The sequence below is a fragment of the Streptomyces sp. SID13031 genome (genome assembly GCF_010548305.1).
In the GTDB taxonomy this organism is placed as follows: domain Bacteria; phylum Actinomycetota; class Actinomycetes; order Propionibacteriales; family Kribbellaceae; genus Kribbella.
Genome location: NZ_JAAGLV010000003.1, coordinates 302,210 through 323,119 on the forward strand (window position 1 = coordinate 302,210; position 20,910 = coordinate 323,119).

15 protein-coding genes and 3 pseudogenes are annotated in these 20,910 nt (G+C 67.2%); 8 read left to right on the top strand and 10 right to left on the bottom strand.

Annotated elements, in window-relative coordinates; translation table 11 throughout:
• Positions 1-28: 28 nt before the first annotated feature.
• A pseudogene (locus G3I17_RS40575) lies at positions 29-181 on the top strand (LysR family transcriptional regulator); the annotation flags it as partial.
• Between the two features lie 58 nt (positions 182-239).
• On the opposite strand, the gene G3I17_RS08810 reads toward G3I17_RS40575, so the two are convergent.
• From G3I17_RS08810 to G3I17_RS08830, 5 genes are read right to left on the bottom strand one after another with little or no spacing between them, the layout of a single operon-like run.
• Entirely contained in the window at positions 240-761 is a 522-nt protein-coding gene (locus G3I17_RS08810; protein ID WP_164595434.1) for a gamma carbonic anhydrase family protein, read from the bottom strand.
• A gap of 10 nt (positions 762-771) precedes the next feature.
• On the bottom strand, positions 772-1,995 hold the full coding sequence (locus tag G3I17_RS08815; RefSeq protein WP_164595435.1) for an MFS transporter: 1,224 nt from the start codon (positions 1,993-1,995) through the stop codon (positions 772-774).
• A complete protein-coding gene (locus tag G3I17_RS08820; protein WP_164595436.1) occupies positions 1,992-3,359 on the bottom strand; it encodes a GH1 family beta-glucosidase in 1,368 nt (455 codons plus the stop codon). Before G3I17_RS08820 ends, G3I17_RS08815 begins: the two co-directional genes overlap by 4 nt.
• Positions 3,349-3,990, bottom strand: a complete 642-nt coding sequence (locus G3I17_RS42035) for a heavy metal-binding domain-containing protein (RefSeq protein WP_164595437.1) — start codon at positions 3,988-3,990, stop codon at positions 3,349-3,351. The genes G3I17_RS08820 and G3I17_RS42035 overlap by 11 nt, the downstream gene beginning before the upstream one ends.
• Positions 3,991-3,997: 7 nt before the next feature.
• Positions 3,998-7,204, bottom strand: coding sequence for a penicillin acylase family protein (locus G3I17_RS08830; RefSeq protein ID WP_164595438.1), 3,207 nt, complete (start codon positions 7,202-7,204; stop codon positions 3,998-4,000).
• 143 nt (positions 7,205-7,347) lie between these two features.
• On the opposite strand from G3I17_RS08830, the gene G3I17_RS08835 reads away from it, so the two are divergent.
• Entirely contained in the window at positions 7,348-7,938 is a 591-nt protein-coding gene (locus tag G3I17_RS08835) for a TetR/AcrR family transcriptional regulator (protein ID WP_164595439.1), read from the top strand.
• Here the strand turns inward: G3I17_RS08835 and G3I17_RS08840 are convergent.
• Positions 7,935-8,648, bottom strand: a complete 714-nt coding sequence (locus tag G3I17_RS08840) for a neutral zinc metallopeptidase (RefSeq protein ID WP_164595440.1) — start codon at positions 8,646-8,648, stop codon at positions 7,935-7,937. The two genes, G3I17_RS08835 and G3I17_RS08840, sit on opposite strands and share 4 nt — an antisense overlap.
• A 390-nt stretch (positions 8,649-9,038) precedes the next feature.
• Between G3I17_RS08840 and G3I17_RS08845 the strand changes: the two genes are divergently transcribed.
• Entirely contained in the window at positions 9,039-10,154 is a 1,116-nt protein-coding gene (locus G3I17_RS08845; RefSeq protein ID WP_203589909.1) for an aminotransferase class V-fold PLP-dependent enzyme, read from the top strand.
• 381 nt (positions 10,155-10,535) lie between these two features.
• Here the strand turns inward: G3I17_RS08845 and G3I17_RS40580 are convergent.
• Positions 10,536-11,618 (bottom strand): annotated as a pseudogene (locus tag G3I17_RS40580) (DEAD/DEAH box helicase); the annotation flags it as partial.
• A gap of 1,020 nt (positions 11,619-12,638) precedes the next feature.
• On the opposite strand from G3I17_RS40580, the gene soxR reads away from it, so the two are divergent.
• The 4 genes from soxR to G3I17_RS08870 all read left to right on the top strand — a co-directional run bounded on the left by soxR (position 12,639) and on the right by G3I17_RS08870 (position 16,970).
• A complete protein-coding gene (gene soxR / locus G3I17_RS08855; protein WP_164595442.1) occupies positions 12,639-13,115 on the top strand; it encodes a redox-sensitive transcriptional activator SoxR in 477 nt (158 codons plus the stop codon).
• Between the two features lie 153 nt (positions 13,116-13,268).
• The gene (snpA, locus tag G3I17_RS08860) at positions 13,269-13,928 is read left to right on the top strand and encodes a snapalysin (protein WP_164595443.1); all 660 of its coding nucleotides are present in this window, start codon (positions 13,269-13,271) and stop codon (positions 13,926-13,928) included.
• 148 nt (positions 13,929-14,076) lie between these two features.
• Entirely contained in the window at positions 14,077-14,913 is an 837-nt protein-coding gene (locus G3I17_RS08865; RefSeq protein ID WP_164595444.1) for an arylamine N-acetyltransferase, read from the top strand.
• Between the two features lie 164 nt (positions 14,914-15,077).
• A complete protein-coding gene (locus G3I17_RS08870) occupies positions 15,078-16,970 on the top strand; it encodes an HNH endonuclease signature motif containing protein (RefSeq protein ID WP_164595445.1) in 1,893 nt (630 codons plus the stop codon).
• Between the two features lie 18 nt (positions 16,971-16,988).
• Here the strand turns inward: G3I17_RS08870 and G3I17_RS08875 are convergent.
• Both G3I17_RS08875 and G3I17_RS08880 read right to left on the bottom strand, forming a co-directional pair.
• A pseudogene (locus tag G3I17_RS08875) lies at positions 16,989-17,283 on the bottom strand (transposase); the annotation flags it as partial.
• Positions 17,284-17,436: 153 nt separating this feature from the next.
• Complete coding sequence (locus G3I17_RS08880) at positions 17,437-18,459, bottom strand: LacI family DNA-binding transcriptional regulator (protein WP_164595446.1); 1,023 nt, start codon at positions 18,457-18,459, stop codon at positions 17,437-17,439.
• 223 nt (positions 18,460-18,682) lie between these two features.
• Here G3I17_RS08880 and ugpC point away from each other — a divergent pair, with 223 nt between their 5' ends.
• Positions 18,683-19,762: a sn-glycerol-3-phosphate ABC transporter ATP-binding protein UgpC gene (gene ugpC / locus G3I17_RS08885; protein ID WP_164595447.1), complete on the top strand. Its 1,080-nt coding sequence runs from the start codon at positions 18,683-18,685 to the stop codon at positions 19,760-19,762.
• Positions 19,763-19,833: 71 nt separating this feature from the next.
• Here the strand turns inward: ugpC and G3I17_RS08890 are convergent, their stop codons facing one another.
• On the bottom strand, positions 19,834-20,838 hold the full coding sequence (locus tag G3I17_RS08890; RefSeq protein ID WP_164595448.1) for a glycosyltransferase family 2 protein: 1,005 nt from the start codon (positions 20,836-20,838) through the stop codon (positions 19,834-19,836).
• Between the last annotated feature and the right edge of the window lie 72 nt (positions 20,839-20,910).

Consider the following 20,910-nt stretch of genomic DNA (forward strand, 5'->3'; position numbering starts at 1 on the left):
ATCAACACCCCACCGGTACGTGACGGGGCTGCTGCATCGGACCAGCCGTACGATCGCGCTCACTCCGACGGGTGCCCAGCTCGTACCGCGGGCCAGGCGCCTGCTCGCCGAGATGGACGAACTGGTCCGCGAGGCGACCTCGGGGCACGCCCGGTTGCGGGTCGGCCATGCCTGGTCCGCGCGCTGGCCGAGGGCGTCTGCGATCTCGCCGTCGTCCGGATCACCGAGGTCTACCAGGCTTAGCCGACCTGCTCGATCGACGCTGCATGGCGGCGGGCCAGGTGGTGGTAGACGGTGGCGTTGTGGTCGACGAAGAGCTTGGCGGTGCCCTCCAGCGGGATGATCTTCTTGGCCGGGCTGCCCAGCGCAACGGATTCCGGCGGGATGACCGAGCCGGGCGTGACGGTGGCGCCGGCGGCGACCAGCGTGCGGGCGCCGATGACGGCACCGTCGAGCACGATCGCGCCGTTGCCGATCAGCGCCTGCTCGCCGACCGTGCAGTCGTGGACGAGGCATTGATGGCCGACGGTCGCGTTCTTGCCGACCTCGCAGATCCCGCTGCCGACGTGGATGACCGAGTTGTCCTGGATGTTGGCGCCCTCGCGGATGATCACCTGCCCGAGGTCGGCGCGGATCACCACGCCGTACCAGATCGAGGCGTCCTTCTCGACGATCACGTTGCCGACCAGGGTGGCGGTCGGCGCGATCCAGGCTTCCGGGTGCACGGTCGGGCTGACGCCCTCAAAGGAAAACAGCGGCATGGTCGCCAGACTAGGCGACGCCTCTGACCTTCTTCACCAGCACTGCGCCCGCGAGCGTCACCACTGCGGCCAGCGTATAGAGGACTGGATAGCCACCGAGCACCTTGACGACGGGCGCGGCGATGGCGGGGGCGATCACCTGGGGCAGGGAGTTGGCGATGTTGATGACGCCGAGGTCCTTCGCGCGGTCGCGGGCGCTCGGCAGCACCTCGGTGAGCAGCGCGAAATCGACGGACAGATAGACGCCGAAGCCGACGCCCAGGATCACCGCGCCGATGATGGCGGCGGTCCAGGTCGGCCAGATCCCGAGCACCATCGCGCCGACGGCCATCACCACGCCGGCCCAGGTGACGAAGACCTTCCGCTGGCCGAGACGGTCGGACCAGCTGCCGGACGAGACCGCGGTGAGGATCACGCACAGGCTGTAGATCGCGGTCAGAACCAGTACGCCGGTGTCGGGATCGCCGTAGCCGACCGCGTCCTGGAGGTAGAAGAACAGGTAGAGCGTGCCGAGCGCGTTGCCCAGGTTGAGCAGGAACCGGGTCAGCCAGGCCCAACCGAAGTCCGGGTACCTCCGTGGGCTGACCCAGAAGCTTTTCAGGAACTCCCGCCAGACGAGTGGGGGCTTCGACGGCAGGCGCTCGTCACCGCTGCGAACGACGTACGGGATGACCGAGAGCAGCAGGAACACCGCACACGCGAGGTAGCCAACGCCGACCCCTCCGACGACGGTGGCGAGCCCCACTCCGACCAGCGCGCCGAGCGTCTGGGCCAGCGCGACCCAACCGCCGACGGCGCCCCGCTGAACCTTCGGCACCCGATCCGGCACTACGGCGGTGATTGCCGCCAGCAACGCGTTGCAGAACAGTTGCACCAGGCACCAACCGACCACCATCACCGCGACGGTCGACGCCCCCGAAAGCACCAGCAACCCGGCCGCGCCACCCAGTGCGCCGCCGAACACCCAAGGCACCCGCCGCCCGAACCGCGAGCTGGTCCGATCCGACATGGCGCCCGCGACCGGGTTGGCCACCACCGAGACCGCGGCCCCGATCCCGGTCACCAACCCGAACACGAACTCCTTGTTGCCTCCAGCAACATTATCCGATTGCTTGGCCAGCAAGACCTGGATCGGCCCGAGAAACGTGGCGAACACGCCCACGTTGGCGAGCACGACCGCCGCAGTCCACCGCCCCCGGACCAGAACGGAAGGCTCACCAAGCGCGAGAGTCATGGCCGGTGCTTGGCGATCAGGTCGCGGTACCAGTGGTACGAGGCCTTGGGGGTGCGTTCGAGGGTCTCGTAGTCGACGTGGATCAGGCCGAAGCGCTGGGTGTAGCCGACCGACCATTCGAAGTTGTCGAGGAGGGACCACTGGAAGTAGCCGCGGACGTCCACTCCGTCGTCGATCGCCGACTTCAGTGAACGCAGGTAGCCGTCCAGATAGTCGATCCGGCGTTGGTCGGTGACCACTCCGTCGATCGGGCCGTCGTTGATCGCACAGCCGTTCTCGGTGATGTAGATGGGCGGCAACCGGTCGCCGTACCGGGCCTTGAGGGTGCGGAGGATCTCGCCGAAGGCATCCGGTACGACCGGCCAGCCGAAGTCCGTCTTGGTGAACTCGTCCATCGCGCGCGGCTCGAACGGCAGCCCCTCGGGGATCGGGATACCGTCCGTTGCCGCCGTGTCGGGGTTGCCCGTCGGAGCGCCGACCCGGGCCGGCGCATAGTGGTTGAGCCCGAACCAGTCGATCGGCGTGGAAATGATCTCCAGGTCCTCGGCGACCGGCCCGGGCATCCCGTCACCGATCCCCGACGGATACTCACCGAGCAGGATCGGGTCGACGAACATCCAGTTGATCAGGTTGTCGTAGAGCCCGGCCGCCTCGACATCCTCGGCACTGTCGCTGGCCGGCCAGGTCGGCGCGTGGTTCGACGCGATCCCGATGTTCGACGCGCCACCCGCCCGCAGAGCCTGTACTGCCCGGCCATGCGCCAGCAGCTGATGATGCGCCACCGGCAACGCCTCGAATCCGAGCTGCTTGCCCGGCGCATGCCCGCCCACGGCGTACCCGATCAGCGTGAGCACCATCGGCTCGTTGATCGTCATCCACAGCGGCACCCGATCCGCGAACCGCTCGGCCAGGATCGTCGCGTAGTCGGCGAACCGGTAGGTGATGTCCCGATTCAGCCAGCCACCCGCGTCCTCCAGCTCCTGCGGGGTGTCCCAGTGGAACAGGGTCGGCGCGGGCTTGATGCCAGCGGCAAGCAACTCGTCGATCAGCCGGTCGTAGAAGCCCAGCCCGGCCCCGTTCGCGAGCCCCTTGCCGGTCGGCTGCACGCGCGGCCAGGAGAACGAGAACCGGTAGACGTCGACCCCGAGCTCCTTCATCAGCCCGACGTCCTCGGCGTACCGGTGGTAGTGGTCGCACGCGACCGCCCCGGTGTCGCCGTTCACGATCCGGCCGGGCTCGGCGCAGAAGGTGTCCCAGGTCGAGGGCCCGCGACCACCTTCGGTCACGGCCCCTTCGATCTGGTACGCCGACGTCGACACGCCCCACAGGAAGTCGGGGCCGAAGGCAAGCGGCTCAGCTGTCATTGGCATCATCCTCATCGTCGGCGACTGTGTCCTGCGGTCGCGGCTTCTCCACCGGCCGGACGATGACGGCCGTCCCGTACGCCGCCACCTCGCTCATCGTCTGGGCGATCTCGTTGCAGTCGAAACGCATCGCCAGGATCGCGTTCGCGCCCATCTGCTGGGCCATCTGGCACATCCGCATCACCGCGACGTGCCGCGACTCGGCCAGCATCTGGGTGTACTCCGGCACCTCACCGCCACCCAGCGACCGGAAGCTGGCGGTGAAGTTCGACCCGAAGTCGCGGCTCCGCACGGTCAGCCCGAACACCTCGCCGAACACCTGCTCCGCCGTGTACCCGGGCAGGTCGTTCATCGTCGACACCAGCACCGGGTACGGCGAACCCTGCGGCGCCACCCGCGGCACGTTCTGCGGCTGCGGCGGCTGAGGTGGCTGCTGGTAGCCACCCTGCGGAGGCTGCCCATAGCCCTGCTGCGGCCCAGGCCCGGGGCCGTACCCCTGCGGCGGAGGCCCCTGCTGGTAACCGGGCTGCGGGGCATACCCCGGCGGCGGTCCCTGCTGGTACCCCTGCTGCGGGGGCGGCCCCTGCGGCGGGTAAGGCTGGTTCGGGTTCGGGGGATAATTCTGGCTCATGCGGTAATCATTGCCTGTAGACCTGCAGCTCATAAAGCGAGTACCCGTACGACGTCGCCCGCTTCGTCCCGGTGAGCCGCACATACCGCGCCTGCACCGGCGCGAACCGCGCCACGTCCTCCCCACCGTTCCCGGTGGCAGTCGCGTAGACCTGCTGCCAGTTCACGTTGTCCCGCGACACCTCGATCCGGTACGCCGACCCGTACGCCGCCTCCCACTGGAGCACCACCCGGCGTACCGTCTGCTCGTTACCCAGGTCGACCTTGAGCCACTGTGGATCCGACCAGTCGCTCGCCCACCGCGACCCCGGGTCCCCGTCGACAGCCTTGGCCGGCGGTGAGTTGTACGCCCCACGCTCGTAGCTGCTCGCGGTCGCCGTCTTCCCCACCGCCTGGTTGCTGACGTCATCCCCACGCCGCGCCGGGAACTCGATCACCTGCTGGTAGGTCGGCCGGTTGACCCACGCCATCCGGTCCTGGGTGATGCCACCCATCGGCTGATGCACGATCTGGTCCGCGCAGAACTGGTCACCCGCGGCGCAGTCGCCCGTCGCCGGGTACGTCGTCGCGGCCGGTACCTTTGTTGCTGCCAGCAAGGAATCCGCCAGCACCGACCGGCAGGTCGCCAGCGATCCGCCACCGCAGTACGTCACCGGCTGGGCCGTCTTCACCGGCTGAGCCCCCTTCATCGGGCCGAGCACCTTGCGCAGGTCCCGCTGGACGAATCCCCACCAGCCGTTCTGGAAGGCAGAGCCCTGGGCACTCGGCCGCTCGTCGATCTTCTGGGCATGGACGAGCGCGTTGTAGAGATCAGGCCCGAGCCCCTGGAACTCGGCCGGCACCAGCAACGGCCACCAGGCATCGAGAATCCGGATCGCCTCGGCATTGTCGTATGTCTTCGATGCCGCGTTGGGCGTCTTCCGATGGCTGCCGGCCGTCTGCCATGCCTGCAGTTTAGCGACCGCGTCAGCCACCACCGGATCCGTGATCGGCGCGCTCTTCAGCACCCGCAGCAGATACGGCAGTACCTGGTCGGCCCGCAGGTCGACCGTTGCGGCAGACTCCATCGCCTCGACCAGCTTGCCCCGGGTGAACTTCTGCCCGGAACCGATGACCGCCTTGATCCGATCGTCCAGCGGCTGACTGCGATAGACCGAGTTGTAGCCGAAGTTCCCATCAGCAGCCGAGAAACCCGGTGCCTGCTTGTTGTTCCAGCTCGTCAGGTAGTCCTGGTTGACCACCTGCGGATGCTGTGCCGCCGGCGTGTAGGTCGCCCGGTTGGTGTCCGGGTTCCAGCCCTGCCACTCGTAGGAGCTCCAGGTCGGCAGGTTCGGGTCAGCGCCGGCCGCGCGGACCGGGTTGTCGCCGGAGTTGAAGTACGCGATGTCGGTCTTGTCCGTGTAGAACCAGTTGAACGTGTAGCCGATGTTGCTCGCCGCGCTCTTGAAGTCCGCGGACGAGTGGATCTGATCCGGGTCGTTGAGCAACATGAACCCGAGCGCCGACCCCGCCTCGTTCCCGTACGTCGACCGGTTGCTGGTGAACAGTACGGGCTTACCTGCCACCGTGCCCCGATGCGTCACGATCCCGTACTTCGTTCGCTGGGCGACCAAGGTGTAAGAGCCCGCCGGTTCCGACGACCCCAGACTGGAGTACCACGCGTTGTGCCGTTCGAGCTTCTCGATCGGCGTGCACTGCCCCCGGAAGAGGTAGTGCGTCGAGGTCTTGCTCGGCGTACTCCCATCGGTTTCACACAGCGGTACGGCGTACGTGTCGGTGATGTCCTGGCCGGCCGACGTCGCGCTCCACGAGTAGTCGGCGCCGCGACCGATCAGCGTGTAGAAGTTGATGCCGGCGAAGGCGACACCGCGCGAGCTGATGCCCGGGCCTTGGAGTTCCTGGCGCATCAGGAGCTGCGGTGCGAAGTACGAGGTCTGCGGTCCGTAGACGGCGACCGGGTTGCCGCTCTCGGTGTACTGCCCGGAGACCATCAGGGCGTTCGACATGCCCTTGGGGCCGAAGCCTTCGGGGAAGACGCCGCCGTCGAAGATGCCCTTGAGCGCTTGCTGACCCTGAGCCTTGTTCGGTGGCTTGACGCCCGTACTGCTCTTGGGCTTCAGCGTCTTGGACGCGGCCGATCCGGTCTGGTCGACGACCTCCGGCTCCGGCGTCACCGACCCACGATCGGGCATCGCCCGGCCGGCCGGGTTCGCGCCGACAACCCCATAGGGGAAGGACGTCCCGTTGTGCACGGTGGTGTTCGCCTCGGGGTCGTTCTGGGAGCGGAACGACTCCCAGACCTTGGTGCCCTGGGCAACTCCGTACTTCGCCTGCGCCTCCAGCAACGCCAGCGCGGAAGCCATCTCGCCGCCACCACCGTTGCCGAAGATGCCGGCCACCACGGCTGCCGTGGCGACGACGTCGGTCACCTTCCAGGGTTGCGGTGTCGGTAGCCCGAGCGCGACATACTCCCCTGGATAAGCGATTCCGACCGTGTTGATGTAGTAGTTGACGCCGTCCACCCAGGCCTGGATGTCCTTCTGCATCTTCAGTCCGTTGGCGCCGTACAGTTCGTCGGCGTCGTCGAACTGCCTCTGCAGATCGGCCTCGGTGTACGGCGCCGTCCGCCAGAACTCCTGCTCGAACGCACGGTTCCCCGCCGCGCCGCCCGCGAACGGGGTCAGCTGGCCGCGGCCGAGGTGGCGGAAGACGTCCATCACGAAGAGCCGGTCCTGCGCACCGGCGTACCCGGCGCCGAACATCGTGCCCTCACGCGTGGTCCCGGTGATGTGCGGGATGCCGCGGGACTTGTCGCGCACGATCGTGACGTCGGCGCGTGGCTTGTAGGTGCTGGCGACATCGCCCGGCGCGACCCCGAAGGACGAGTCGTCGTAGTACGGGTCGAGGCCGTCGTCGGTGATGCCCTGGGAGTTCCAGACCAGCGACTCATAGGGTTTGACGGTGTCGCTGAAATGCGCGGGTCTGGTCCCGAAACCCTTGAACAGAAGGAGATCCGTGAAGGTCGCATTGCCGTTCTGTCCCGGTGGGACGATGTCGGCACACTGCCCGACGCAATAGTCGACCGGTGCGGCGGCAGCAGCAGCCGCCGGTTTTGCCTGACTGCTGCTGGACAGGCCTGCGGCCAGTACTGCGCTGACGGCGAGCGCGGCTGTCGTGGTACGGACAACGCGGGTGAGCTGTGCGGGGCGGCGCATCACGGGGTCCTCCCTAGTGCATCTTCTGAGTGATGACGGCAGGGATCGTCAAAAACTGAGAATGACTCACGAGTAGCATCAGGTCAAGGGTCTTGGACACTTGACCTACTCCACGTACCGTGAGAGCGATCGAAAGGAGTCCGATGGCCCGGGTACCAGCACAGGAGCGGCGTGCCGACCTCGTCCAGGCGGCGATCCAGGTCGCGACGCGGGAGGGGCTGGCCGCGACCACCACGCGCCGGATCGCGCAGGAACTCGGCATCTCGGTCGGGATCGTGCACTACTGCTTCCGGTCCAAGGAGGAGCTGCTGCACGAGGTGATCCGGGTGATCGCGGATGCCCAGGTGCTGGCGGCACGCTCGGCGATCATGCCTGGCGGCGATCTGGCGGCCAGCGTGCGGAATGCGTTCCTCGGCTTCTGGCATTTGGTCGAATCGACGCCTGAGGCGCAACTGCTGACGTACGAGCTGACGAGCTGGGCTTTGCGCAACGCGGAGACCGAGCCGCTGGCACGGGAGCAACGGGCGAGTCAGCTGGCCGGGATCGAGGCGATCCTGGCGGAGATCTCGGCGGCGACCGAGGTGGAGTGGAGAGTCCCGGCGGAGCGGCTGGCGCGGATGACGCTGGCGGTGACCGACGGGGTGACGCTCGGGTGGCTCGTCGATCGCGATACGGCGTCCGCAGTACAGACGCTGGAGACGTTCGCCGATCAGCTGCTGACGCTGGCGGTCTAGGCGACGACTGCCGGTTTGGCGGCGAAGGTGTTGCAGGCGGCGGGGTCGGCGGCGTCGAAGCCGGCCCGGGACCAGCGGCTGTGGTTGGTCTTGCTGCCGTGGGTGCGTTGCGGGTTCCACTCGTCGCCGCGGTTGCGGACGGTCCACTTCCACTTGAGCAGCCAGGAACCGCGAGCGGGGAAGAACTTCTTGTCGCCGCCCAGGTAGACGCCGCTCAGGCAGGACGCCTGCAGTTCACGCCGGCGACTCTCCTGCAACGCCAGGGCACTGTTGCTGAGGATCCCTTCCCGGGTGTGCGATGCCTGCAGGATGCCGACCATCGCCTGGACGTGATGCCCGTACTCGTGGGCGATCAGGAACGCCATCGTCGTCCGGGTCCACAGTGGGTCGTACGTCTTTTGGTTCTTCAGGTCGTAGTCGGCGCTCATGTAGATCGTGCCGTCGCAATAGACGGCGGTGCTGGTCAGATCGCAGTACGTGTTGGCGGAGCGGCCCGCGTACACGACCAGCTTGGGCGCCCGGAACGGGAACCCGGCCTTGAGGATCACCGGCTCCCAGGCCTTGTTGAGGCAGTCGAGGGTTTGGCTGTAGTACTGCTTGACTTTGGCCAGCGAGGTCGCCCGAGCCGTCGGCTCCTTGCAACGCGACGCAGGGATGGGGCCGACCTTGTAGAGCCTGCTCTGCAGAACGGTACGATTCTCGGTCGCCATCGGCGCCACGGTGGCAGTCGGCCCGGACGGCTCCGGCACTCCGGGGGGCGCGCTCGCTTCCGTACGACCAGTTGGCCCAGTAGTCGGAGTCCTGCCAGCGAGCCGACTCGGATCCTGATCAGCCAACCGCGCAGCAACCACCCCCGAAGCCGCAGCCAACACAAGCCCCAAGCAGATCACCACCACCCGCCCCCACCGCCGACTCCCCATCGCCAGACCATAGCCCGCCCACCCACCCCAAACCACCCATCACAACAACCTCCCTCCCCTCAAGCGCAACTCCCCCACCCCGCTTTCCTTCCCTTGAGTGGCACTTCCACAGAGGGTCGCAACTTTTAGTGACGAAGTCATGGCAGATCGATGCTGTGAGCCACTATGGTGAATCGCACCATGGGCACACATGAGCGGCATCGGTTGACCGAAGTCATCAACGCCAGGGGAACTTTCACACCGCTCGGGGTCTCCCGCAGCTCGGCCGGCGTGGCCGCCGCCGTCGCGGAGGCGCTCCCCGAGTTCTTCGTGATGGACGAGCTAGCCGACCGGGCCAGCGAGGCCCTCGCCCACGCGACCGGAGCTCAAGCCGGCACAGTCACCCACTGCACCTCAGCGGCGATCACACTGTCCGTCGCGGCCGCCATGGCCGGCACCAATCCCGAGCGGATCGCCGCGCTGCCCGATACCAGCGACATGCACAACCGCGTCGTACTACCAGCAGGCCACGTGGTCAGCTACGGCCAATCCATCCTGCAAGCCGTCCGCCTTGCGGGCGCCAGCGTCACGATCGCAGGCGATGAAACCCGTTGCGGCATTGACGATCTGGACGATGAGCTCGCCGGAGCCGACGTTGCCTGCCTACTCCTCGTCTCCTCGAGACTCGTCACCGGTGAGCCGCTCGACCTGACCGCCGCAGTACGGGCCGCGCACCGGCGAGGCGTCCCCGCGATCATCGACGGAGCAGCGCAGTTCCCCCGGACCGCGGACCTGCTCGCGACGGGAGCGGACGCAGTACTGGTCAGCGCGCAGAAGTATCTGGCCGCACCGACCGCCGGCCTGGTGGTCGGAACGCATCGGCTCGTACGGGCGGTTCGCGCGCAGGAGAAGGGAATCGGGCGCGCGATGAAGCCGACGAAGGAAGCGATCGTCGGCGTGCTCGCGGCACTCGAGGAGTGGCACGCGATGGACCGGGCCAAGTGGGAGGCCGACCAGGCCGCCAAGGTGACCGCGTTCGTCAGCGCGGCGAACGAGCTACCCGGGCTGACTGCCGAAGTACTGGTTGATCCCACTGGTCTGCCGTTGTCGCGGGCGCTGCTGAACGTCTCCGGCGGAATCGATGCCACAACCTTGGCCGGCGCCCTGGAGAACGGCATCCCGGCGATCTACGTCAGTACCGCGCAAAGCCTTGAAGGACAGCTCATCCTGGAGCTCGTCCCGCTCGATACCGACGACCTGGAGATCATCCTGACCCGGCTGGCAATGGAGCTACAAGCAACAGACAAGGCCGACTGACAACAAAACCCCCGGTGACCATGACGGCCACCGGGGGCTTGTCTTGGAACATCAGCGCTGGAAGGTCTTGCCACCCTCGTAGCGGTTGCCATCGGTACGGCGCGGGGCGCTGCTGGAGCGCTCCGGACGACGGCTGCCGCCGCTGCCACCGGTGCTGCTACTGCTGCTGCGGCCTTCGTAGCCGCCACGGCTGCCTTCGTAGCCACGGCCACCCGAAGAACGGCCGCCACCGCCGCCACCGAACCGCTTGCCACCCTTGTTGAAGCCACCGCTACCGCGGGTCGGCTTCGGGGCGGGCAGCTTGACCGGGTAGCCCGACGGCTTGGTGCCACCGGTCAGCTCGGTCATCAGGCCGTCACCCGGACGGGCGCGGACCGGCTCGGCCTCGACACCGGCCGACTCGGCCATCCGCATCATGCCCCGACGCTGGTGCGGCAGGAGAAGCGTGACGACGGCACCCTTGCCACCGGCGCGCGCAGTACGGCCGGCGCGGTGCAGGTAGTCCTTGTGCTCGGCCGGCGGGTCAGCCTGGACGACCAGGCCGACGTCGTCGACGTGGATACCGCGAGCCGCGACATCCGTGGCCACCAACACCGGTACCGAACCGTCCTTGAACTGGTCCAGGGTGCGGTTACGCGCGCCCTGGGTCAGGCCACCGTGCAGCGCCGCGGCCATCACGCCACGGTCGCGCAGCTGGGTGGCGACGCGGTCGGCGCCCAGCTTGGTGCGAACGAAGACGATGGTGCGGCCGTCGCGGCTGGCCAGCTCGGCCGTCAGCGACTGCTTGTGGCCGGGCTCGATCACGAGCAGGTGGTGCTCCATCGTGGAGACCGTGGCCTGGCCGGACTCGGTCGAGTGCGTGACCGGGTCCTTCAGGTAGGTCTTCACGATCTTGTCGACGTCGTTGTCCAGCGTCGCCGAGAACAGCAGCCGCTGACCGGAGGTCGGCGTCATGTCGAGCAGCGTGGTGACGGCGGGCATGAAGCCCATGTCGCACATGTGGTCGGCCTCGTCGAGGACGGCGATCTCGACCGCGCCCAGGTCGGCAGCGCCCTGCTCACACAGGTCGATCAACCGGCCGGGGGTGGCGATCAGCAGGTCGACGCCACGGCGCAGCGACTCGATCTGCTTCGGGTAGGGCAGCCCACCCGCGATCAGCTTGATGGTGACACCCATGACGTGGGCGAGCGGCTCGAGCGCGTCGTGCACCTGCATGGCGAGCTCACGGGTCGGCACCAGCACCATGCCACGCGGACGGCGCGACTCGGTGTGGCCACCGGCCAGCCGCATCAGCGTCGGCAGACCGAAGCCGAGCGTCTTGCCCGAACCGGTCTGACCGCGACCGAGCACGTCCTTACCGGCCAGCGCGTCCGGGATGGTCGCTTCCTGGATCGGGAACGGCGCGGTGATGCCGTCCTTGGCCATCCGCTGAACCAGGCGCGGCGCGAGGCCGAGCGCGGCGAAGCCATTGCCCTCGGCAACCTCGCCGAGGTCCTCCATCGGGTCGAACTTCCGCTCGGGGCGGTCGTAGGCACGGTCGCCACGGTCGTAGCTGCGGGCCGGACGGTCGCGGTCGAAACCACGGCTGTCCCGATCGCCACGATCGAAGCTACGCGCCGGACGGTCGTCGCGGGCCGGACGGTCGAAACCGCGGCTGTCCCGGTCGTTGCTCCGGAAGGCCGGCTTGTCCGACGAGCCCTGGTAGCTGCTCTTCGGGTACGACGACGTGCTGCGGCTGTCTGTGCCACGGCTGTCGGTGCTGCGGTTCTGCGAGTACGGCGCGCGCTCCGGGCGGGAGCTGCTCGTGCTCGTGCGCTCCGCGGCGCGGTAACCCTTCACCGGCGCGTCACGACGCTCGCCGCGGCTGCCGCGGTCGGAGTACTGGGAGGGGCCGCCGCGACGCTCGGGAGCGGGGGCAACCTTCTCCACCCGGGCTGAGCTGCGCTCGGTACCGGGGGTGTTCGGGGCGTCCAGCTCAGCGGCCATCCGCTCGCCGTACGACTGGGTCTGGAACTTCTTGTGCCGCGGCTTCTTCTGGCCATCGGCCTCGGAGCCTTCGGCGGGGACAAACTGGTCCTGGTGGTGCTGGGACACGCAATCTCTCTCTCAACGTCACGGACTGATGCCGGATCGGACCCGCACGCGAGCGCCGGCCAAATAATTTGGCCGGACTGAACCGTGCTGGGCAGGAGATAGGCATCGACCTGCGGGTGCTATCGCGGATTGCACCCATGTCGCCGGTGGTCCATCAGCGGGATGCTGAAACCGACGGGTCGGAGCGCCTGGGAAATGCTCTGGTGACGCGACTCGCGCACCGACGCCGAAAAGTATACCCCGAAACCAGCCCACCTCTTGACACGGCCGCCAGAACAGCCGTCGAGGCCGGCATCCACCCGCTCACCCAACGCCTGCGAAGACCCCCGTACGGGCCGCCCGAGCCTCAAGTGTCCTTCAGCTCTTGTGTGGCCGATCTAGGGTGAAGGTATGGCGGAGGACACCATTCCCAGCAAGGATCACTGGCTCGCTATCGGGGAGATCGCACATCGTTCCGGTGTCGCCGCGTCGGCCTTGCGGTTCTACGAGGACCAGGGCCTGATCGCCTCCCGGCGGACCGCCGGGAACCAGCGGCAGTACCTGCGCAGCACCTTGCGGCGGATCGCCTTCGTCCAGGCCGCGCAACGCGTCGGCCTCGCACTGGCCGAGATCAAGTCCGCACTGGATTCGTTGCCCGGCGACCGGACCCCGACCCGCGCCGACTGGAGCCGGCTGTCGAAGACCTGGCGCAGCCGCCTCGACGAGCGGATCTCCGAACTCGAGCGACTCCGCGACGACCTCGACGGCTGTATCGGCTGTGGCTGCCTGAGCCTGCAGCGCTGCAACCTCTACAACAAGGCCGACCGGCTGGCCGAGCGTGGACCGGGTGCCCGCATTCTGAACGTCGGCATACCCGGCGAGTTATGACTGACATACCGCCGGCATCGGTGAACGAGGGTTAACCCCTACCTTTTTCCCGATTTGGTGTGGATTTCCCGATCCCTTGGCAAGCTCCCGATCTGTAGCGATCAGTAATCCGCCGGTCGCTTTCCGCCACAGATCACGGAGTGAGGCCCTCCAATGTCGCATCGCCGTATCCTGACTTCCCTGGCCGGGCTGGCCGCAGCCGCCCTGGCCGTCCCTGCCTACGCCGCTGCTGCACCAGCCCCAGAGCCGGCCCAGGCAAGCCACGTTTCGACGTACACCGGCTCACCGCAGGACGAGGCCGCCACCAAGGCGTTCTACGACGCGGTGATGAAGTCGGCCCAGGCCAAGCAGGCCAAGGCCGGCAACAAGCTCGCCGCCGTCACCGTCACCTACGCGGTCGACGCCCCGACCTTCGCCTCCCAGATCTCCTCCAGTACGTCGATCTGGAACTCCTCGGTCAGCAACGTGACCCTGGTCGAAGGAAGCAACTACGACTTCTACTACACCGAGGGCAACGACTCGCGCGGCTCGTACGCGTCGACGGACGGCCACGGCAGCGGCTACATCTTCCTGGACTACGCCCAGGCGCAGCAGTACGACCCGACCCGGATCACGGCCCACGAGACCGGCCACGTACTCGGCCTGCCGGACCATTACTCGGGCCCCTGCACCGAACTGATGTCCGGCGGCGGCCCCGGCCCGTCCTGCACCAACCCCAACCCGGACGCCAACGAACGCGCCCAGGTCAACAACCTCTGGGCCAACGGCCTCACGAGCCTTGGCGAGAAGGCCGCGTTCCACACCTCCAAGTGAGATAACCCCCAGAGCCTCCGGCTCGGATTCGCCCGGCAGGGGACGAATCCGGGCCGGAGATCTTTGCGTAGTACGAGTCACCGCTCGACTGGACGCGTCCTACGATGAGTCCGGTCGGCCTCCGGGCAGGGACGACGGAGGAGGTCGAATGGAGATCGAGGCGGCGTTGGAGCGGCTCGGAGTCAGCGGACCGATGAGACCTGACCTGGCCAGTCTGCGGAAGCTGCATCACGCCTGGGCAACCGTCGTGCCTTACGAGAACCTCGACATCCAGCTGGGCCGGCCGCTGCCCCTGGCGCCCGAGGCGCTGGCCGACAAGATCATCAGCCGCCGCCGGGGTGGCTTCTGTTACGAGCTGAACCACGCGTTCGCGCTGCTGCTGGGCGCCATCGGTTTCGAGGTCTCGATCATCGAGGGCGCGGTCGACCGGGAACTCCGCGGTGAGTCGGCTTGGCGTAATCACATGCCACTGCTGGTGACCGCCGACGGTGAACAGTGGCTCACCGACGTGGGCCTCATGGACGGCTTCCTGCTACCGATCCGGCTACGGCCCGGAGCACACGTCGAGGGTCGCATGACCTATTCCCTGGAATACCTCGACGACGAGGTGTGGCGCCTGCACCACCGGCCGGACGGCGCCTTCACCACCTGCGACCTACGTTCGCGGCCGCTGGCAATCGAGGACTTCACCGAGGCATGCGACTGGCGAGCCACCGCACCGGAGTCCATGTTCGTCCAGACCCTGCTGGTAGCTCGCACAGCCGTCGACGAGGCCGCGATCCTGCGCTCCCGCACCCTCACCCGCACCGGGCCGGCGATTCCCGGCGGCAAGCAACACCGAGTGCTCGCCGACGCCGACGAGTTCGCCGCAGTACTGGCCGAGGAATTCACCCTGCCACTGACCGACCTCGACGTCCCCGCACTCTGGGACCGCGCCCTTCACCAGCACGAGCAGTGGCTCGCCGATCGCTCCATCGGCAGCTGACCTGCGTCCTACCGAACCCGTGCGCCGCCTCGGCGATCGGCGCATAGAAGTCGGAAGTGGCATATGCTCTGGCGACGTTTCAGGTGAATTTCTCCTTATAGGTAAGCGATATACCCCTGTCGCCGATTTGCGTCACCTGATCACGCTGCGTTAGAATCGAAGACATGTTCGAGGATGGCGTGACCGGGTTGGATGCGGCGGAGACGCTGGCCGCGACCGCGCGGGCGCAGGCCGAGGAGAACGAGGCCGGTGTCCAGCGGCTGCTGCTCGGGGTGCATTACGCCGATCTTCATCCGGACCCGGCGATGATCTCTGGCGACCAGTCCTGCCCTGGCGGGGAACGCGGCCTGTACTACGGCGGGCCGGGCTGCCCCGGCGTCGCCGAGTTCGCCGTCGCCGAGTTCGGTGTCGTGCTCGGGGTATCGACGGAATCGGCGGCGAAGAACATCGGCCAGGCGCTCGCCTTGCGTCATCGTCTGCCGCTGGTCTGGGACCGGGTCGTCAACCGCGAAGCCACACCGTGGAAAGCCCGCCAGGTCGCCACCGCCTGCGTAGAGCTGTCCGTGGACGCGGCGGCCATCGTCGACCAGCGCGTCGCCTCGATCGTCGACACTGTCGGGCCCGTCCAGCTCCGCAACATCATCAAGGCCGCCCTATGGGAAGCCGATCCTGAAGCAGCCCGCGAAGCCGCCGAACAGAAAGCCCGCGAACGCGGCGTCTGGACCGGCCGCAGCGACGACCACGGCACCACCACCGTGTTCGTGAAAGCCGCCACCGGCGACGTCATCCACTTCGACGCCACCCTCACCCAAATCGCCGACGCCCTCACCACCCTCGACGGCCCCGCCCCGCGCCAGCTCCAGCGAGCCAAAGCCTTCGGCATCCTCGCCGACCCCTCCCAGGCCCACCAACTCCTCCGCGTGATGCAGCACCTGGCCACAACCCAGCCCACAACCACCCCAGGCCACGAGCCCACCGACACACCCACCGACACCCCTGCAGCCTCGTCACCGGCCGGCCATCAGCCCCCGAACGACACTCCCGCAAGCGACGTACCGGCAAACCGGCACGCCTCAACCACGCCGCCCGCCCCCGCGGAACGTCCGGCGACTCCGCCCACTCCTGACCAGGTCCTGGACGATGATCTCCTCGACTGGCTCCGCGCCACCGCCCCGACCCCGACCGACGAGCCGCTCACGACCGACCTCCCCACCGATCCGGACTGGGCACCCGAACGCGACGCGACAGATCCAACGACCCCAGACGAGACCGAGACCGAGAATGCGGCCCCAGTCGACGAAACCACCCAGCACCACCGGCCGGCCGGCAACCCGCTCACGGCCAACAGACCCGACACAAACGCAAATGCTGGTGCTGACCACGATTGGCCACACCGCGATTTCCCGGCCGAACCACCATTCACGGGTGCCGGGGAAGCCGCGGCCGACCTCCACACCGGGACATACACCGGTATGGACGCTGCCGCGCGGAGTGATCTGACCGCGAAGCTGTCCGCGATCAAAGCGGCCGCCGATCGTTCTGACCGCGTCAACGGCATCAGACCGGCACAAACCAAGCTGTACGTCCACCTCACCGACGAGACCCTGCTCGCCGGTGGAGGAACCATGCGCGTCGAAGGATTCGGCCCCGTCTACGGCAAGCTCGCCGAACTCGTCGGCCACGACCGGATCATCATCCAGCCCGTCATCGATCTGCACGACCAGCTCAACACCAACGCCTACGAAATCCCCCGCCGACTCCGCGAACACATCAAACTCGCTTACCCAGTCGAACAGTTCCCCTACGGCCCCGCCGAAACAACTGATAGCACCGACCTCGACCACGTCATCCCCTACAACCCGTCCGGACCACCCGGGCAGACCAGCACCACCAACCTCAGACCCTTGCGCCGCCGAAGCCACCGCATCAAAACTCACGCCGGCTGGAAAGTCCACGCCCTCAACAGCAACGCCCTCGAATGGACCACCCCCCCACGGCTACAAATTCCACGTCGACCACACCGGAACCCACCCAGCACCTGTGATCTAGCCACATGAGTCGTGCGCTCGGAGGACGGCTCCGTAAATCTCGGCGAAATACCCGGAAATCTCATCAACCTCACCGAGACGCCGCTGCCGCTTCTTCACAAGCTGCGGCTCGAACGTGCTCTCGCGATCCCGAGGGACCGCGATCTCCACCTCGCCGGCCGCGTCCGAAACAACTGTCTTCATCCGGGTTCCGTGCCGCACATTCGCCGAATCACGATCCGGATCGGCCTGATTATTCTCATGCCCGAGATGCTCGGTCATTTCCTCGTTCAAGGCCGCCATCCGGGCCGGTCAGGGCCAAGCCCTGCTTCGGCGACAACTTCTGCCCCTGATTCTTGTCGCTCCTGCGTGCACTCACAGCATCGAATGTCATCACTCACAGCACCCATCCCGCCGGACCGGACTCGCGGCACCCACTCGGCCAGAGCGGACCTGGCGCACTATCTCTTCTGTTCTTGTAGTTGCCTTGCTCTTGCTACCGGTGGTGGGGGCCGGTGGTGTTGCGGACTACCAGTTCTGGGCGGAAGAGGAATTCTGTGTGGGGGGTGGTGTGGCCGCGGACTTCTTCCAGGAGGGCTTGTACTGCGGCCAGGCCCATGGCGTGGACGGGTTGGCGGACCGTGGTCATGGGTGGGTCGGTGAACTCCATCATGGGGGCGTCGTCGTAGCCGACTATCGAGATGTCGGTGGGGACGGAGAGGCCGCGTTGGCGGGCGGCCCGGATTACGCCTAGGGCCATCATGTCGGAGCCGCAGACGACCGCGCTGACGTCTACGTCGAGAAGGCGTTGGGCTGCTGCGTGGCCGCCTTCTACGCCGAACATGCTGAGTTGGACGAGGTCTTCCAGGTCGGCATCGGTCAAGCCCAGTTGGGCTTTCATCGCCGTGCGGTAGCCGGCCAGTTTGCGTTGGACGACGATGAAACGCTCCGGCCCGGAGGCGAAGCCGATGCGGCGGTGGCCGAGGGCAACCAAGTGCGAGACGGCCAGCTCCATCGCGGCGTACTCGTCGGAGGAGACGAAGGGCGCCTCCACCCCCGGCAGCCAGCCGTTCACGAAGACCACCGGCAGGTTGCGGTCGACCAGCGACTGGTACCGGGCGTGATCCGCGCCGGTGTCCGCGTGCAGGCCCGAGACGAAGATGATGCCGGAGACGCCGCGCTCGAGCAGCATCTCGACGTACTCCTCCTCGGTGGCACCCGAAGGTGACTGCGTGCACAGCACCGGGGTGAAACCGCGTTGGGACAGCGCCGACTCGATCACCTGGGCGAAGGCGGGGAAGATCGGGTTGATCAGCTCCGGCATCACCAGCCCGATCAGCCCGGCGGAGCGTCGCCGCAGCCGGGTCGGCCGTTCGAAGCCGAGTACGTCGAGGGCGGTCAGTACCGCCTGTCTGGTCTCCTCCGCGACCCCCGGTTTGCCGTTCAGCACCCGGGACACCGTCGCCTCGCTGACGCCGGCCTTGACCGCGATGTCCGCCAGCCTCGCTCTACTGCTCACCGCGGCACCATACCCACCGGTCGCTGAACTTGCAGCAAGATGTTGCAAGAAATTGCAGACGGAACCTGCGTGGAAGTGTCCACAAGGTGAACAGAACGGACAAGTCACACCCAGTACACCTTGTCAGGAGCTGCCTGCCAGGTGAGGATGGGCGCACCCCCGACTGGGGGCCTTTACTCGGATCGTCCGGCACGTTCCTGCCGGTGAAGGAAGGTACACAGTCATGGCTACTGTCTCGTTCAAGGCGGCGACCCGGGTCTACCCCGGTTCTGAGACGCCCGCCGTCGACAAGCTCAACCTCGAGATCGAGGACGGCGAGTTCATGGTCCTCGTCGGCCCGTCGGGTTGCGGCAAGTCGACCTCGCTCCGGATGCTCGCCGGCCTCGAAGAGGTCAACGAGGGTTCCATCTACATCGGTGACCGCGACGTCACCCACCGCCCGCCGAAAGAGCGGGACATCGCGATGGTGTTCCAGAACTACGCGCTGTACCCGCACATGTCGGTTGCGGACAACATGGGCTTCGCGCTGAAGATGCAGGGTGTCTCCAAGGAGGACCGCGCCAAGCGCGTGATGGAGGCCGCCAAGCTGCTCGGCCTGGAGGAGTACCTCGACCGCAAGCCGAAGGCCCTGTCCGGTGGACAGCGTCAGCGCGTCGCGATGGGCCGCGCCATCGTGCGTAACCCGCAGGTCTTCCTGATGGACGAGCCGCTGTCGAACCTCGACGCCAAGCTCCGGGTCCAGACCCGCACCCAGATCGCCGAGCTGCAGCAGCGCCTCGGCGTCACCACCGTCTACGTCACCCACGACCAGGTCGAGGCCATGACGATGGGCGACCGGGTCGCGGTGCTCAAGGACGGTCTGCTCCAGCAGGTCGACACCCCGCTGAACCTGTACGACAACCCGAAGAACCTGTTCGTAGCCGGCTTCATCGGCTCCCCGGCGATGAACCTGCTGACCGGCGACGTGGTCGACGGCGGCGTCAAGCTGGGCGACTACACGATCCCGGTCGGCCGCGACATCCTGGGCAAGGCCGGTAGCGACAAGACCGTCTCGATCGGCGTCCGCCCGGAGGCCTTCAAGGTCTCCGACAACGGCCTGCCGGTGAAGGTGGCCGTGATCGAGGAGCTCGGCGCTGACGCGTTCCTCTACGGCACCGCCGAGCACGACGGCAACCACCAGCAGATCGTGGCCAAGATCGGCGCTCGGATGAACGTCGAGAAGGGCTCGCTGATCCACCTGGAGGCCCAGACCGACAAGCTGCACCTCTTCTCGACCTCCACCGAGGAGCGCCTCACCGCCTGACCAGTACTACGTACGCCGGCCCCGGAGTGGTTCATCCACTCCGGGGCCGGCGTTTGTCTGTCAGAGGAGGCTCAGCCCCGGTCGAGCCGTACTTCGTCCGGGTGGCTCTGCAGGCGGTAGGTCGAGCTGGCCGCCCCACCCAGTACTACGCCTGGCGGAGTCAGGTTGCTCTCCTTGACCAGGTAGTGCGGGCGCTTCTTGGTCTCGTAGTAGATCCGCCCGATGTACTCGCCGATCACCCCGAGCATCACCATCTGCAGCCCACCGAGCCCGGTGATCGCGGCGATCAGCGTCACGTACCCGGGCATCTCCACGCCCTGCGTCGCCGCCACCACGATCACCCAGATCGCGTAGACCACGGCGACCGTGGTCAGCAGCATGCCGACGTAGATCGCGGCCCGCAACGGCTTGTTGTTGAACGACAGCAGGCCGTCCAGCCCGTACTCGAAGAGCTTGCGGAACGACCACCGGCTCCGGCCGCCCTCGCGCTGGACGTTCTCGTACTCGAAGATGATCGAGTCGAACCCGATCCATGCGAACAGCCCCTTGGAGAACCGGTTGTTCTCCTCCAGCTTCAGCAAACCGTCGACCGCGCGCCGCGAGATCAGCCGGAAGTCGCCGACGCCGTCCATCAGCTCGACATCGGCCCAGCGGTTGATCAGCCAGTAGTAGGTCCGGGCCAGAAACGTCCTGGTCGCGGGGTCGCCGGACCTGGTCCGGCGGGCGATCACCTGGTCGAAGCCGCGCGCGTGCAACTCGAGCATCCGGCCGATCAGCTCGGGCGGATGTTGGAGGTCGGCGTCCATCAGGATCACCGCGTCGCCACCGGCGTGCCGCAGACCGGCGAGCATCGCTGCTTCCTTGCCGAAGTTCCGGCTGAAGGACAGATAGCGCACGGCCGGATCCGCGATAGCGATCTCGGTCAGCGCGGCGAGCGTGCCGTCGTTACTGCCGTCGTCGACGTAGATGATCTCGTACGGCTCGTCGGTGCCGGCCAGCTCCCGGCTGACGGCCTGGTGGAACCGGGCGATCACGTCAGCCTCGTTGAAACAGGGGACCACCAGCGTCAACCGCATTGCACTCCAAGGAAGATCTGTGACCTGGCCAGGAGTGTAGCCTGGCCAGCGGTAGGGGGTGGGTACCATCAT

Coding starts and splice junctions, on each gene's coding strand:
- G3I17_RS08810 (WP_164595434.1), bottom strand. CDS start 761: ATGCCGCTGTTTTCCTTTGAGGGCGTCAGCCCGACCGTGCACCCGGAA.
- G3I17_RS08815 (WP_164595435.1), bottom strand. CDS start 1,995: ATGACTCTCGCGCTTGGTGAGCCTTCCGTTCTGGTCCGGGGGCGGTGG.
- G3I17_RS08820 (WP_164595436.1), bottom strand. CDS start 3,359: ATGACAGCTGAGCCGCTTGCCTTCGGCCCCGACTTCCTGTGGGGCGTG.
- G3I17_RS42035 (WP_164595437.1), bottom strand. CDS start 3,990: ATGAGCCAGAATTATCCCCCGAACCCGAACCAGCCTTACCCGCCGCAG.
- G3I17_RS08830 (WP_164595438.1), bottom strand. CDS start 7,204: ATGCGCCGCCCCGCACAGCTCACCCGCGTTGTCCGTACCACGACAGCC.
- G3I17_RS08835 (WP_164595439.1), top strand. CDS start 7,348: ATGGCCCGGGTACCAGCACAGGAGCGGCGTGCCGACCTCGTCCAGGCG.
- G3I17_RS08840 (WP_164595440.1), bottom strand. CDS start 8,648: ATGGCGACCGAGAATCGTACCGTTCTGCAGAGCAGGCTCTACAAGGTC.
- G3I17_RS08845 (WP_203589909.1), top strand. CDS start 9,039: ATGGGCACACATGAGCGGCATCGGTTGACCGAAGTCATCAACGCCAGG.
- soxR (WP_164595442.1), top strand. CDS start 12,639: ATGGCGGAGGACACCATTCCCAGCAAGGATCACTGGCTCGCTATCGGG.
- snpA (WP_164595443.1), top strand. CDS start 13,269: ATGTCGCATCGCCGTATCCTGACTTCCCTGGCCGGGCTGGCCGCAGCC.
- G3I17_RS08865 (WP_164595444.1), top strand. CDS start 14,077: ATGGAGATCGAGGCGGCGTTGGAGCGGCTCGGAGTCAGCGGACCGATG.
- G3I17_RS08870 (WP_164595445.1), top strand. CDS start 15,078: ATGTTCGAGGATGGCGTGACCGGGTTGGATGCGGCGGAGACGCTGGCC.
- ugpC (WP_164595447.1), top strand. CDS start 18,683: ATGGCTACTGTCTCGTTCAAGGCGGCGACCCGGGTCTACCCCGGTTCT.
- G3I17_RS08890 (WP_164595448.1), bottom strand. CDS start 20,838: ATGCGGTTGACGCTGGTGGTCCCCTGTTTCAACGAGGCTGACGTGATC.